This window comes from Lysinibacillus sp. UBA6686, assembly GCF_002455205.1.
Classification (GTDB): domain Bacteria; phylum Bacillota; class Bacilli; order Bacillales_A; family Planococcaceae; genus Lysinibacillus; species Lysinibacillus pakistanensis.
The window spans coordinates 1-13,243 of record NZ_DKJS01000066.1 but is presented as its reverse complement, the minus strand read 5'-3'; the positions used below and the strand labels follow the sequence as shown (position 1 = coordinate 13,243).

15 protein-coding genes and 2 riboswitches are annotated in these 13,243 nt (G+C 40.7%); of the genes, 5 read left to right on the top strand and 10 right to left on the bottom strand.

Annotated features, from left to right (window positions below; genetic code table 11):
* Positions 1–7: 7 nt before the first annotated feature.
* The 10 genes from B2R82_RS17100 to B2R82_RS17055 are packed head-to-tail and all read right to left on the bottom strand — an operon-like array spanning position 8 to position 9,317.
* A complete protein-coding gene (locus tag B2R82_RS17100) occupies positions 8–1,129 on the bottom strand; it encodes a cobalt-precorrin 5A hydrolase (RefSeq protein WP_286926080.1) in 1,122 nt (373 codons plus the stop codon).
* Positions 1,122–1,907 carry a precorrin-4 C(11)-methyltransferase gene (cobM, locus tag B2R82_RS17095; protein ID WP_286926079.1) on the bottom strand — a complete coding sequence of 262 codons (786 nt, stop codon included), beginning with the start codon at positions 1,905–1,907 and terminating at the stop codon, positions 1,122–1,124. Before cobM ends, B2R82_RS17100 begins: the two co-directional genes overlap by 8 nt.
* Positions 1,907–2,614 carry a precorrin-2 C(20)-methyltransferase gene (gene cobI / locus B2R82_RS17090; protein WP_286926078.1) on the bottom strand — a complete coding sequence of 236 codons (708 nt, stop codon included), beginning with the start codon at positions 2,612–2,614 and terminating at the stop codon, positions 1,907–1,909. The genes cobM and cobI overlap by 1 nt, the downstream gene beginning before the upstream one ends.
* Entirely contained in the window at positions 2,607–3,809 is a 1,203-nt protein-coding gene (gene cbiE / locus B2R82_RS17085) for a precorrin-6y C5,15-methyltransferase (decarboxylating) subunit CbiE (RefSeq protein ID WP_286926077.1), read from the bottom strand. Before cbiE ends, cobI begins: the two co-directional genes overlap by 8 nt.
* Positions 3,784–4,917, bottom strand: coding sequence for a cobalt-precorrin-5B (C(1))-methyltransferase (locus B2R82_RS17080; protein ID WP_286926076.1), 1,134 nt, complete (start codon positions 4,915–4,917; stop codon positions 3,784–3,786). Before B2R82_RS17080 ends, cbiE begins: the two co-directional genes overlap by 26 nt.
* Positions 4,917–5,576 (bottom strand): precorrin-8X methylmutase, encoded by a 660-nt coding sequence (locus B2R82_RS17075; protein WP_286926075.1) that lies wholly within the window; start codon positions 5,574–5,576, stop codon positions 4,917–4,919. Before B2R82_RS17075 ends, B2R82_RS17080 begins: the two co-directional genes overlap by 1 nt.
* Positions 5,577–5,588: 12 nt before the next feature.
* The gene (gene cobK, locus B2R82_RS17070; protein ID WP_286926074.1) at positions 5,589–6,350 is read right to left on the bottom strand and encodes a precorrin-6A reductase; all 762 of its coding nucleotides are present in this window, start codon (positions 6,348–6,350) and stop codon (positions 5,589–5,591) included.
* Entirely contained in the window at positions 6,347–7,255 is a 909-nt protein-coding gene (locus B2R82_RS17065; RefSeq protein WP_286926073.1) for a sirohydrochlorin chelatase, read from the bottom strand. The genes cobK and B2R82_RS17065 overlap by 4 nt, the downstream gene beginning before the upstream one ends.
* Before the next feature lie 14 nt (positions 7,256–7,269).
* A complete protein-coding gene (gene cobJ / locus B2R82_RS17060; protein ID WP_286926072.1) occupies positions 7,270–8,940 on the bottom strand; it encodes a precorrin-3B C(17)-methyltransferase in 1,671 nt (556 codons plus the stop codon).
* A gap of 5 nt (positions 8,941–8,945) precedes the next feature.
* Complete coding sequence (locus tag B2R82_RS17055) at positions 8,946–9,317, bottom strand: (2Fe-2S) ferredoxin domain-containing protein (protein WP_313373222.1); 372 nt, start codon at positions 9,315–9,317, stop codon at positions 8,946–8,948.
* A gap of 139 nt (positions 9,318–9,456) precedes the next feature.
* Positions 9,457–9,639: riboswitch (cobalamin riboswitch) on the bottom strand.
* A 246-nt stretch (positions 9,640–9,885) separates the two neighbouring features.
* A riboswitch (cobalamin riboswitch) is annotated at positions 9,886–10,070 on the top strand.
* A gap of 136 nt (positions 10,071–10,206) precedes the next feature.
* Here B2R82_RS17055 and B2R82_RS17050 point away from each other — a divergent pair.
* The 5 genes from B2R82_RS17050 to B2R82_RS17030 all read left to right on the top strand — a co-directional run bounded on the left by B2R82_RS17050 (position 10,207) and on the right by B2R82_RS17030 (position 13,186).
* The gene (locus B2R82_RS17050; protein WP_286926070.1) at positions 10,207–10,953 is read left to right on the top strand and encodes an energy-coupling factor ABC transporter permease; all 747 of its coding nucleotides are present in this window, start codon (positions 10,207–10,209) and stop codon (positions 10,951–10,953) included.
* 1 nt (position 10,954) lies between these two features.
* Positions 10,955–11,227: an energy-coupling factor ABC transporter substrate-binding protein gene (locus B2R82_RS17045; RefSeq protein WP_286926069.1), complete on the top strand. Its 273-nt coding sequence runs from the start codon at positions 10,955–10,957 to the stop codon at positions 11,225–11,227.
* Between the two features lie 2 nt (positions 11,228–11,229).
* The gene (gene cbiQ / locus B2R82_RS17040) at positions 11,230–12,000 is read left to right on the top strand and encodes a cobalt ECF transporter T component CbiQ (RefSeq protein WP_286926068.1); all 771 of its coding nucleotides are present in this window, start codon (positions 11,230–11,232) and stop codon (positions 11,998–12,000) included.
* Positions 12,000–12,839, top strand: coding sequence for an energy-coupling factor ABC transporter ATP-binding protein (locus tag B2R82_RS17035; protein ID WP_286926067.1), 840 nt, complete (start codon positions 12,000–12,002; stop codon positions 12,837–12,839). Before cbiQ ends, B2R82_RS17035 begins: the two co-directional genes overlap by 1 nt.
* Before the next feature lie 146 nt (positions 12,840–12,985).
* Positions 12,986–13,186 carry a hypothetical protein gene (locus B2R82_RS17030; protein ID WP_286926066.1) on the top strand — a complete coding sequence of 67 codons (201 nt, stop codon included), beginning with the start codon at positions 12,986–12,988 and terminating at the stop codon, positions 13,184–13,186.
* Positions 13,187–13,243 lie beyond the last annotated feature (57 nt).

Below are 13,243 nucleotides of genomic sequence, written 5' to 3'. Positions count from 1 at the left end.
TTCCTCCTTAAAATAGTAATCTAGCAACAGAGATCGTAGCATTGCCTGATTTCTTCTTTTCTAAAATGAGCGCATTTACCTTAGCATAACGCATAGCAGCTGGTTCACTGACTCCATAAGCTCCTGTATATTTAAAAACTGTTTCTGACGGGGAAGGGAAATCTATTTCGTTTAATTCATCCGGTGAATAGGTTACAAATTCCCAATCATAGTTTCTAGTAATGTCCAAGAAGCATTGCTCATCTTTCTTTAATTCTATTGTGCATAATGCCTTCACACTTTTTTTCGAAAGCTTTAGCTCAGCCAGCGTTTCATCAATAACTTGCTCAATTTCATCCAGAGATGTCCCGCGATTACAGCCCATACCTAGTACTATTGATTTTGGTCGGTAAATCACACCATTTTCAAGCAGAACTTCTTCTTCAGGCTCTATCATGCGATCTGTAATTAGCAATGTCGCATGTGGCTTAGCCTTTATTGCTGCCTGTGTGGATGGATAAATTTTAATTTGTTCTGGCATTGGTGTATCACGCATCCACCAATCACGTTCACCTGTCTCCTGAACGATAGCAACATGCTCCTCATTCACAACAGATGCACTAACAGGTGTCAATTTATCTGCACTATCCCATACCCAACCAAAACGTGCACCAAATAAATCAACAGGAATCGTTTTTTGTACATCGGAAGCTGTTGTAATTATTGGATTTGCGCCTAGTGCAGCAGCTACTTCATGTGTCAGCTCATTGGCACCGCCTAAATGTCCAGATAATACACTAATTACATTTTCACCACGATCATCAATGACAACAACACCAGGGTCTGTTTTTTTATCTTTTAGTATGGGGGCAATCATCCGTACAACTGCGCCTAGTGAAATGATTAAAATTAAGCCTTTATATTGCTTAAAAAGAGTTGGTAATAGCAAGCGCACAGTACCTGTAAACAATTGTATATGCTTGTCTGCTTCATCGCCCTGCTCAAATTTACTCATATAATATAAATCACTTGCCGCGAAGGTATGCTGCAATCGACGTCCAATTTGCACACCATGCTTGGTGATGGCGACTACAGCATAAGGATTTCGTTGATCAACCTCCGGTAAAACACCCTCTTGTAATTCAATCACTTGTCTTCACACCTTTTCTAAAGCCATGTGTAAAGGTTGCATCATATAATTTCGAGCGATATTGATCCTTTTCATGAATAGTTGGATCTAAAGCCCAGCCAGCTAAAATCATCGCATGTTTCCGAATACCATTTACACGCATCGCTTCATCTAATTCAACTAATGTTGTACGAACGATTTTTTGGTCTGGCCAAGATGCACGTTGAATAACGGCTACTGGTGTATCATCAGCCCAGCCTGCACTTTGTAGCTCTTTGACGATTTTTTTCGTTAAAGTTGCACTAAGGAATAGCGCAATTGTACAATGATGACTTGCTAAATCACGTAGTTTTTCAAATTCCGGTACAGGTGTACGCCCTTCTGCACGTGTTAAAATAAGTGTTTGCGTTAAATCTGGAATTGTTAATTCTGCACCAATTGCTGCCGCAGAAGCGAAGACTGAGCTCACACCTGGAATTACCTCATAGCCAATGCCTTCCTTCTTTAAAAGAGCTACCTGCTCCATAATAGCTCCGTACATGGCAGGATCTCCTGTATGCATACGAGCTACTACCTTCCCTGCATTAACACGATCCACCATAACAGCTACCATTTCTTCTAAATGCATACCTGCTGTACGGATTACCTCAGCATCTGGCTTAGCTTTTGCAATTAGGTCCTCATTGACTAAAGAATCTGTATACATGACCACGTCTGCCGTTTGTAGCATATGTAAGCCTTTCACTGTAATTAAATCTGGATCACCAGGACCAGCGCCGACAATATAGATTTTTTTCATTATTTACGCACCACCATTAATGTTAAATATTCTAGCTCGACACCGTCTAGCTCACGTACATCCCAAATAATTTCCTCGTCAGATGTTACCTTTGTGACAACTGAAGCCTTATCAAGTAAATCTAAATCTCGTAGCACCTGTAGCATTAGATCAATAACCTTTGCCACTTTAATAAACACAACTGCATCATGACTTTCAATGGCGTCACGCATTGCGTTATAGTCATCATGAGCAGGTATAATAGCAACTTTATCATCCCCATCCGCTAGTGCAATTCCTAAGCGTGATGCAGAACCATTAAATGAAGAAATACCTGGAACTGTACGGATTTCAACCTCTGGGTACTTGTCCTGCATTAGCTTCATCATATGAATAAACGTACTATATAATAGAGGATCTCCCTCTGTAACAAATGCGACGTCTTTGCCTTCTTTCAATTTTTCATAAACAAGCTCAACAGATTTTGTCCATTCACGCTCTAATACAGCCTCATCCTTCGTCATCGGAAAAACTAGGCCTAGCATATCCTTTTCCTCTGGATTAATATAAACATCCACGATTCGATGTGCATAGCTTTTACTGCCTCTTAGCTTTTTTGGATAGGCAATAACTGGCGATTCCTGGATAATACGAAATGCCTTCACTGTAATTAATTCTGGGTCGCCAGGACCTACGCCCAAGCCATATAAAATACCAAGATTACTCATGATTCTCTTCCTTTCGATAAGCCGTAATAATATAAATAGGATTTAATGGAACAAAGCGTGTCATATCTAGAATTGGTTTACTGCGAGCAAGCTGTGCCTGTAAAATGTCTACAGCAAGACCACATGCCTTAAATGCTTCCACTGCCTTATATAAATTTTCGATGGTTGCAGCATTTAGGACAATACGTCCATTTCGCTTTAATCGTTTACAACACAATTGCAATAATTCCACCATTTCGCCTCCTGTGCCGCCGATAAAAATGGCATCCGGGTCAGGGAAGTTTTCAAGTCCTGCTGGCGCTTTACTATGAATTGCCGTAATATCGACACGGAACTTTTGCTGGTTTTGCAGGCAATTTTCTAAATCCGGAGCATTTTTCTCCACTGCAAACACTTGACCTTCTGGCGCAAGCTTGCCAGCCTCAATCGCCATTGAACCTGTACAAGTCCCAACATCCCAGATAATACTATCCTTTTGAAGCTGCATTGCCTGCAAACTTAATACACGAATTTCTTTTTTTGTGATTAACCCTTTATCTGGCTTACGCTGTGAGAATTCTTCATCATCAATGCCAAGTGCATAATGTTTTGGCTCTGAAATTTGCTGAAGAATAACGACATTTAAAGGAGAAAAATCAGCTTCTTCTAATTCATCAAGCGAATACCAGCCGAATCTTTCATTGGTACCTTGTAAGTTTTCCGCAACAAATGCTCGGTATTCCGTCATGTCAAAATGCTTTAAATAACGCGCTAGTGCATTCGGATTGTTTTCCGCATCTGTTAGAAGCGCCACTTTCTTTTTGCCATCAATACGCTGCGCTAAGCCCTTCATGGAGCGTCCATGAATACTCGTGACATAGGCATCCTGCCAGCTTTCCCCCATCTTTGCAAAGGCAAGCTGCACTGAGCTTATATATGGGTAAACCTCTATGTCTAGCTTTTTCGCTAAGTAACTGCCGATTCCATAAAATAATGGATCACCCGATGCTAGGATGACAGTATTTCTTGTTTCTTCAGATAATCTAGTAACAAGTGTAGAAAGGCCACCTTTAATCATTATTTTTTCGCCTTTAAAGGTCGGGAAAAATTCCAGAACACGCTCCCCGCCAACAAGTACCTCACAGTTTTCAATCCACTGCCTATATTGCGGCAGCAAGCTTTCTAGTCCGTTATCCCCGATCCCAATCAATTTCATTGATCGATGCAATGTCATCAGCCCTTCCTAATAATTGTCCCTGCATCGAATAAATCGATGTGGAAAGCGTTAAACCGCCTTTAATATGGTGTAGGGAGGAGTAACAGCAAGCTTCACATAAATGATGGAAAAATGCATCATAGCCCTTTTCTGCCATAATTTCGCCTACCTGTGAAGCGGTATTGGCCTCCTGTACAGCAGCTATTGTGTCCTTATCTGCACCAATATCTGTAGCCAGTTGTGCTAAAAAATTAAAATCTATCGGAGCACTTTTGGAATGCACCATCATCACACCTTGCGCCACTTTCGAGAATTTCCCCATCATGCCAACAAGAGAGACTCGCTTAATGCCGAGACGTTTACAGTGCTTTAACGTAAAGCCAACAAAATCGCCCATTTCAATAAATGCTTCCTCTGGTAGATTAGGGTATTGCGCCATTCCATACTTTTCACTGCGTCCCCCTGTTGTAATGACTAAATGCTCACAGCCAGCTGCCTTAGCAACGCTTATTGCTTGCACTATACTTGCCATATAAGCGGAACTCGAAAAAGGCACGACGGTTCCCCTTGTGCCTAAAATGGAAATACCACCTATGATCCCCAGACGACCATTTAAGGTCTTTTTCGCAATTTCTTCACCATCTGGGACAGAAATAATAACGTTGACGCCTCGCTTAATTTGAAAATCGTCAAGAACACCCTGTACAGTGCTATGAATCATTTTACGAGGTACGGGATTAATAGCCGCTTCTCCAACTGGGACAGGTAAACCGGGCTTTGTTACCCGCCCGACACCAATCCCACCATCAAGATGAATGCCAGGTGTATCGGCCCAGCTCACCGTGCCAATAATAAGTGCTTTATGTGTAGCATCTGGATCATCCCCAGCATCCTTTATGGTTTCACAGCTTACCGTATTGTTTTCAAACGTACAATTTTCGATAGTAAAGGTTGCATCTCGCCCAATTGGCAAATGAATTGTACTAGTTTCCTGCTCTTCATTTGTAATTAGTGCTAGCAATGCTGCCTTTGCCACCGCAGTTGCACAGGCTCCCGTTGTATAACCGTGACGCATGTCCTTGGGATCCTTTTTTGGCTTCCGCTCCATTATTTTTTCGCCTGTTCATCCGCTAAAAGTGAAATAGCATTCAAAGCGGCAACCGTCACTGTACTACCGCCTTTACGGCCAACATTCGTAATATACGGAATACCTTCTAATTTTAATAATTCCTCTTTTGACTCTGCTGCAGATACAAAGCCAACTGGCATACCGATAATTAGATCTGGTTTTGCTAAGCCTTCTTTAATTAAACGGATTAACTCTAATAATGCAGTTGGTGCATTACCAATGGCATAAATTCCACCTTCATGTAATTTAGCAGCTTTTTGCATGGAGATAATAGCACGTGTTGTATTTTGTTTTTTCGCTTCTACTGAGACATCTTCATCTGCGATATAGCAATGTAGATCCCCACCATGCTTTTGGAAACGTTTTTTTCCTGAGCCACTTTCGATCATTTGCACATCAGCAATCACATGGCGACCTGCAAGAATAGACTTGATACCTGCCTCAATTGCCCCTGGAGTAATAATAACGCTACGACCAAGCTCAAAATCAGCAGATGCATGAATAATACGACGAACAACCTTCCACTCATCCTCTGAAAAATCATGCTCGCCCATTTCTTCTGCTATAATTGAAAAACTGTAATCGTAAATTTTATCCGGATCCACCGTTAAAGGTTTGAAATCTGTTTTAAAATCCATCTGAATTGCCTCCTAAAGTGTGTGTTGTACTGCCTGTAGTACTTCTGTAAATGTAGAATATTGCTGGCCATACTTTATATTTGGTCTTGCAATTAATATTGTCTCAATACCACATGCAAGTGCTGCCTCTAGCTTTTCATCCACTGAGCCAACCTTGCCACTTTCCTTCGTAATCATCAATGTCACATCATATTGACGAAAGAGCGCTTCGTTCAATTCCTTTGAAAAGGGTCCCTGTATAGCGACTATGTCCCTTTGTGCCACACCAAGTGCCTCACATTTCTCCATGTTATCGAGTCTAGGTAGCATACGTGCAATCACCCTTGTATTCTCCAGACCATGTAAAACCTTCGTAAATGTCGCAAGCGTTTTACTGCCTGTTGTTAGCATTATGACACCACGTTTTTCTGCTGCTAAGTGAGCAGCCTCCTCATAATCTTTTACTATTGTTATAAGAGGATGAGAATAATGTTCATGCGCGCGTTCATAGCGAATATATGGTATATTTGCTTGCTCCGCTGCTGCCATGGCATTTTTTGAAGCTTCCTCAGCAAAAGGATGAGAGGCATCTACAACTAAACGATAGCCTTGTTCTGTCATAATTGCTGCCATTTCCTCAGCTGTTAACCGTCCAACTAAATGAGGTAGACCCACCTCAGCAAGGCTAGAGGCTGCAGACTCAGTAACAACTGTTGCTGTTACCTGATAGCCTGCTGACTGTATTTCAAGAGCTAAGTTTCTGGCATCACTTGTCCCTGCTAACATGAAAATCATTTCACAGACTCCTCTTCATGGTGGTGGTCATGTTCGTGATGATGATCATGGTGGTCGTGATCATGGTCGTGGTCATGATGGTGATGATGATGCGCATGACCATGCACTGCTGCATAAGCTCGATAGTTTTCTAAATCCTGCATCCCTGTTGATGTCCCATTTACAGCCTGCTCAATACGCTCAAGTAGCACATTTTGCAAGCGTTCATGATACCCAAAATAGTCAGCAATTTGAATATCACACTCTGGATATTTGTCGTTAAATTGTTGACACATACCATTCATGCGTTCCATTAGGATGCCCGTGAATAAAAAGTATGGAAGCATAATGATCTTTTTAGCACCTAGCTTAACACAGCGCTCAATTCCCTCTTCGACACGAGGATCCGTTACCCCCATAAAGGCACTTTCTACATATTTCACAGGCAATTTTTCCCACAGCAGACGTGTAATTTTATAAAAGTCTCCATTTGCATATGGGTCACTGCCGCCTCGTGCAATTAATAATATAGCTGTATCCTGTTGCTCCTCTTCAGCATTGAAGCCGATTTCAGCTAAACGTTCCTCTAAAATTGCAAATATCTCTTCATGGACACCGATTGTTTGACCATATGTGAATGTAATATGTGGATAATGTTCACGCGCATGCTCAATTTCTGCTGGAATATGTAGCTTTGAATGTCCAGCATGAAGAAGAATGATTGGAATCACATGCACCTCTGTTGCACCCTTCTTGACACAGTTTGTTATACCCTCTTCAATGTTTGGAGAAGCAAACTCCAAGAAACACGTTTCTACTAAGAAGCTATCATCAATACGAGGTGCCATTTGCTTGATAAATGTACGCACCTCATCATTTCCTGCTGCTAAACGGCTCCCGTGGCCGACAAATAAAATTGCTTTCATCTCATTACTCCTCACTAGTCACCGCATGGAGCGGGCTCTACTTTTATTTTTGAAGACATGTCCTGGTACGTAAAATGCAGAATCTTTTTCACACGCTTAAAATACTTAAACAAACGTTCATTTGGATGGGCATTTGCTTTATACTCTTCGATGATGTCCGTAATGAGCGGAATAAGTTGTTCAGGCTCTAGTCCCTCTACAACTGGCTGTGCAGCATGTGCTGTACGACCAACTGGCTTTGCCCCAATAAAAACATCGAACTTACTTTTACGATAAACAATGCCAATATCATCAAATACTGCTCGATAGCATGCCATACCACAGCCATTAAAGCCAATATTCAACGTTTTCGGTAAAGACATTCCGCCAAGCTGCTTCTGAATCTCCTCGGCATATGGAATCGAATCAGCCTTTTCCCCATAACAGAAGTCACAAGCCTTTAATGATAGTACATCCCCAATCGGAGCCAGTAAGAATCCAACCTCAAGTAGCTTTGCTGTAATTTTTTCTGGCTCCGTTGTTGGAATTTTTAAATGGATTTGATGGTCTGGCGTGTATTCCATCGTTCCATCCTCCCCGACAACCTCTGCTAGCGTCATCATCTGTTGCGGGGTGAAAAATTTATTGGCTACTCCTGGGCTCACAGCTAACTCAAAGATAGATTCGATTTTTTGTTGCACAAGCTTGGGCGTTGCCTTTACCTCACTTGTTCCGTTGACCATCGCTAAGGCTGCTGTCGCCATCTCAAGTGAAGTTTTTTTTTGTTTTGGATTAGGAGAAATGGCTAAACTGGGTTCGATACGATTAGCGTTGGGATCTGCCGCAAAGTCATTGCGTGCCTCCCCTGTTTCTTGATTCATTGCCCATGGCTCATTTTCTTCCCTTAAACGTTGGTGTGGACGTAATGGCTGCTTCTCCTCACCAAGTGTGTATTTACGCTGATAGCCACGTGGTGTAATCATTTTATTATCATAGAAAAATGTTGATGAATTTCCGATAATAACCGTTGTCAGCATCCCAATATCATGCTCTAGCATTTCTGCTAAAGTTGTCATGGTAACCTCCTGACGGTCACGATAAGCGCTTTTAACAAGTCCCACTGGTGTATCAGGTGAACGATATTCTAATAAAATTCGTTGGGCCTCCACAATTTGTCTTGTACGTCGACCACTTTTTGGGTTATACAGTGCAATCACAAAATCTGCCATCGCTGCTGCTTCCACACGCTTCGCAATTAAATTCCAAGGTGTTAGGTGGTCACTTAAACTAATCGTACAAGCATCATGCATAATTGGCGCACCTAGTAAACTTGCACATGAGTTGATAGCAGAAATACCTGGAACAATTTCTACCTCTACACCAGTTGCCTCCGTCCAACCAAGCTCGATTAATACCTCATACACTAACCCTGCCATTCCATATACACCAGAATCACCGCTGGAAATAACAGAAACAATATTCCCTGCCTCTGCTTGGCGTACCGCTTCCTGTGCACGAGATACTTCCTCCGTCATACCTGTACTAACAATAGATTTTGCACTAACTAAGTCCTGAATTAGCTCTACATATGTTTTATAGCCTATGATCATATCACTCTGTTGTAATGCCTCCACAGCCCGATGTGTAATATGATTAAAATCACCAGGCCCAAAGCCAACTACAAAAATCTTTCCTTTTTGCGCCATTTTTGTTACCCCTCTTTCACCTTTTCGATGCCTTTAATGGCTGTTGTTTGTGCTGTGCGCTGTAATGTGCCCTCACGAAGCGTAAAAACATGTTCATGGTGCAGTGACTCATGATGTAAATCCTGCACAAGTGCCCTCGCATGTTCAGTTGTTGGCACACGGTACCAATTCCCTTGCGGATAAGCAATGACAACACATGCATCCTTACATCTGCCATTGCAACGTGTCCGGGTTGTATGTATTTTTTTATCAAGTGCCTGCAACTGTATCTCATCACGAATGGCTTGCGTAATTTCCTCTGCTTCTTTTTTCATACAGCTACTGCCATTGCAAATAAAAAGATGTGTCTGCATCCCCTCTAAATTCCAAGTAGTCATCGTTGTTCTCCCCTCAATACGTTTAGGAACAAGAAAAACCTTTACTCTAATCGAAGAGTAAAGGTTTTGTAGAAGCCAAATAAAGTCGAATAAATTACAGGTATTCGCCTTTGCTTCAACTTCTCCCTCCGAAAAGTTTGCATGCATCATTCCATAAGCAGGTTTCCTGACTTAAGCTTCCATTTACTTTCGCGCCTTCCCAAGTTTGCACTAGTGGCATTTGCGATTTCATCAGCTATTACAGTAGCGGGGGCTGTATTGGACTTTCACCAATTTCCCTATTATCTTGAAAATATTCAAGCACTTATGTATGTTTTTATATCAAATTTGTTTGTTTAACATGAATTTAAAACTGTCTCTATCATATCTTAAAATTTTAAAATTTCAATATTTCTCTCTAAAATTGTGACATTTCCATTAAAATTTCATCAAAAAATTCGTAGAAAAAAGAAAAATTTCTCTTTTATTTTATCAGAATTTTCTAGATTGTACCTCAATTTTAAAAATTTTTTCTAAAAAAAGATAGCATCATGATGGAAAATTATGTTACACTTTGTCGTGAAATCTCACAACTTCATCTTTTTTCGGTGCGAAGTGCTTATCATTTCGCTTAAAAGGGAAGCCGGTTCAAGTCCGGCGCGGTCCCGCCACTGTACTAGGGAGTTTTATAGAGAATGTCACTGTCCAACGGATGGGAAGGCCTATAAAATGAGGAACTAAAGCCAGGAGACCTGCCGAAAAGAATGTGAACGTTTCAACCTACGAGGATAGGTGTGCGGCTTAGTAGAATCGAATTCTAATTGTTTTAGCTATGCACTTTTCCCATAAGGAGAAGTGTTTTTTATTTTTCGCACGCTAATTCAAAAACTATATGTAAGGAGGAGAAATTTTGAAATTCTCAGGCTGGAAGCTTAGTTATTTCTTATTGGCATTTTTATTTGTGCCAAATCGTGCATTCGCCATGCATATAATGGAGGGCTTTTTACCAATTGAGTGGGCCATTTTCTGGTGGGTTGTATCTATTCCATTTATTATTTTAGGATTACGTTCAATTCGTAAAACGATCGATGCAAACCCTGAAACAAAAATGATTTTAGGACTATCAGGTGCCTTTGCCTTCGTCTTATCAGCATTAAAAATCCCTTCAGTAACTGGAAGCTGCTCGCATCCAACAGGAGTTGGACTTGGTACAGTTCTTTTTGGTCCATTAGCAATGAGTGTAATCGGAACAATTGTATTATTATTCCAAGCTTTACTTTTAGCGCATGGAGGGCTTACAACTTTAGGAGCAAATGCCTTTTCTATGGCAGTAGTTGGTCCAATTATTGCTTATTATGTATTTAAAGGCTCTCAAAAAATGGGTCTTTCATTTTCCTTAGCTGTGTTTTTAGCTGCTATGCTTGGTGACTTAGGTACATATATTGTCACTTCTGTTCAATTAGCTCTTGCTTTTCCTTCTGAGGTTGGTGGCTTTATGGCGTCATTCACAAAATTTGCAGGTATTTTTGCATTAACACAAATCCCTCTTGCTGTTAGTGAAGGGATTTTAACCGTAGTTGTGATGAACTTCTTGAAAAAATACAATGTGAGCGAATTAAAAGCATTACGTGTTTTTTCAACAAAGGAGGCACATTAGAATGAAAAAAAACTTATTACTGCTAGCTATCGTTGTGTTATTAGCAATTATCCCTCTATTCATTCAAAAGGGTGCAGAATTCGAAGGAGCAGATGGTGAAGCAGAGGCAGCAATCGGTGAAATAAATGCTGACTACGAACCATGGTTTGAAAGCTTATGGGAACCACCAAGTGGAGAAATTGAAAGCCTACTATTTGCACTACAAGCTGCTATAGGTGCTGGATTTATCGGATACTTTATTGGCTTAATGCGCGGCAAACATAAAGAAGGTTAAGTATGTTACTAATTGATAAGTATGCATATATGAATAAGCTAGCGTCTGTTCATCCGCTAGAAAAAATGTTGTTTTCTTTTGGACTATTATTATTGTCGCTTATCATGAGAGATGAACGAATTTCACTCATTACATTTATTGTAATGAGTGCCTTTATCATTATAGGCGCTAAAATTCCTGTGAAATATTATTTAAAACTATTATTGTTACCCGGATTTTTTTTACTATCTAGCTTACTATCTATTCTAATTTCAATAGCCCCAGCGGCTAACGAATTACCTGCACATATTTGGGCATTTTCTTTCAATGATTGGACAATTTTTGTGGGCAATGCAAGCTTAGTTACAGCAAAGCAACTTTTTTTCATCGTTCTAGGTAGTGTCAGTTGTTTATATTTTTTAATCCTAACAACATCTGTACAGTCTATTTGTCATGTGTTACGACAATGTAGAATTCCTACCTTGTTTGTTGAACTAGTGGAATTAACATACCGATTTATTTTTATTTTTTTAGACAGTATGCAAAAAATTCATCTTGCTCAGCAGGCACGACTTGGTTATCATTCACCTGCCCAGTGGCTACGCTCTATATCTATGCTTATTGCTGCATTATTTGCTGAAATGTTCCAACGAAGCCGCGAACTTAATAATGCCATGCAAGCGCGAGGTGGCGAAACGGTCTATTGGCAGGAGAATGCAACCTATAGCATGAAAAACTGGCTAGGTATTGCAGCTATCTTACTATTCCTCATCGTGTATGGAGGGTTTTTCTAATGACGACAGACTTTTACTTTGAACTAAATCAGCTTTCTTACGCCTATGCAGATGGAACACACGCCCTAACAGATATTACACTCCAAATTCCGAAGGGCAAAAAAATTGCCTTACTAGGTCATAATGGAGCGGGAAAATCTACATTATTTCAGCATCTTAATGGCATTCTTAAACCAACTACTGGAACGATAGCCTTTTGTGGCAAGCAGCTACATTATAGTAGAAAAGCATTAAAAGAATTACGTCAACAGGTTGGCATTGTTTTTCAGGATGCAGACAATCAGCTGTTTTCTGGTACAGTAAAGCAGGATATTGCATTTGGACCTTTGAACCTCGGCTGGACAACTACAAAAATAGAAGAAAAAATGGCTTGGGCAGTTGCACAAACAGAGGTGGAAGCATTACTCGATAAACCAATACATTTTTTAAGTGTGGGTCAAAAAAAACGGGTAGCCATGGCAGGCGTACTAGCAATGGAGCCATCTGTATTACTATTAGACGAGCCAACCGCAGGACTCGATAATTATTATGCTGCACAAGTTTTGCAATATTTAGCGAAATTAGAAAACGGAAATCGCACCATTTTATTGGCCACCCATGACATCCCATTAGCCTATGAATGGGCAGATCAAATAATCGTTATGGAAGGTGGAAAAATCATCTATAATGGGGACCCTGTTGAGATGTTTTATCGGGAGGATTTACTTCAACGTGCTCATCTGGAACGTCCCTGGGTCTTTGAAATGGCGCTTGCTTTACAAAGTAAAAAATTATTGATGGAAAACATTAAGTTGCCACGTTCAAAAGAGGATTTACAGAAACTAATTGAGCAAATTTGAGGGGTTGTATCTGAGCTGTTTTAAGAGAATTGAAGTACTTTGCTTTAGTACCCTAACTTTTTCTGGGGGGGATGTTAGCTCTTTGGCATCTACCTGAGTGAGTCTTAAGGGAAGCCGAGCTCTTTGACTTCACACCTGAGCGAATTTTGAGAGAAGCTGAGCTCTTTGACTTCTCGCCTGAGCGAATTTTGAGAGAAGCTGAGCTCTTTGGCTTTCTACCTGAGCGTATTTTGAGAGAAGCCGAGCTCTTTGACTTCACACCTGATCGAATTTTGAAGGAAGCCGAGCTCTTTGACTTTTCACCTGAGCGAGTCTTAAAGGAAGCTGAGCTCTTTGTTTTCACCTGAGCGTATTTTGAGAGAAGCTGAGCTCTTTGCCTTTCCACCTGAGCGTATTTTGAGGGA

Bases quoted from the DNA above. Each gene is read 5' to 3' on its own strand.
- cobM (WP_286926079.1), bottom strand. From the start codon at position 1,907: ATGAAAAAAATCTATATTGTCGGCGCTGGTCCTGGTGATCCAGATTTA.
- cobI (WP_286926078.1), bottom strand. From the start codon at position 2,614: ATGAGTAATCTTGGTATTTTATATGGCTTGGGCGTAGGTCCTGGCGAC.
- cbiE (WP_286926077.1), bottom strand. From the start codon at position 3,809: ATGAAATTGATTGGGATCGGGGATAACGGACTAGAAAGCTTGCTGCCG.
- B2R82_RS17080 (WP_286926076.1), bottom strand. From the start codon at position 4,917: ATGGAGCGGAAGCCAAAAAAGGATCCCAAGGACATGCGTCACGGTTAT.
- B2R82_RS17075 (WP_286926075.1), bottom strand. From the start codon at position 5,576: ATGGATTTTAAAACAGATTTCAAACCTTTAACGGTGGATCCGGATAAA.
- cobK (WP_286926074.1), bottom strand. From the start codon at position 6,350: ATGATTTTCATGTTAGCAGGGACAAGTGATGCCAGAAACTTAGCTCTT.
- B2R82_RS17065 (WP_286926073.1), bottom strand. From the start codon at position 7,255: ATGAAAGCAATTTTATTTGTCGGCCACGGGAGCCGTTTAGCAGCAGGA.
- cobJ (WP_286926072.1), bottom strand. From the start codon at position 8,940: ATGGCGCAAAAAGGAAAGATTTTTGTAGTTGGCTTTGGGCCTGGTGAT.
- B2R82_RS17055 (WP_313373222.1), bottom strand. From the start codon at position 9,317: ATGACTACTTGGAATTTAGAGGGGATGCAGACACATCTTTTTATTTGC.
- B2R82_RS17045 (WP_286926069.1), top strand. From the start codon at position 10,955: ATGAAAAAAAACTTATTACTGCTAGCTATCGTTGTGTTATTAGCAATT.
- cbiQ (WP_286926068.1), top strand. From the start codon at position 11,230: ATGTTACTAATTGATAAGTATGCATATATGAATAAGCTAGCGTCTGTT.
- B2R82_RS17035 (WP_286926067.1), top strand. From the start codon at position 12,000: ATGACGACAGACTTTTACTTTGAACTAAATCAGCTTTCTTACGCCTAT.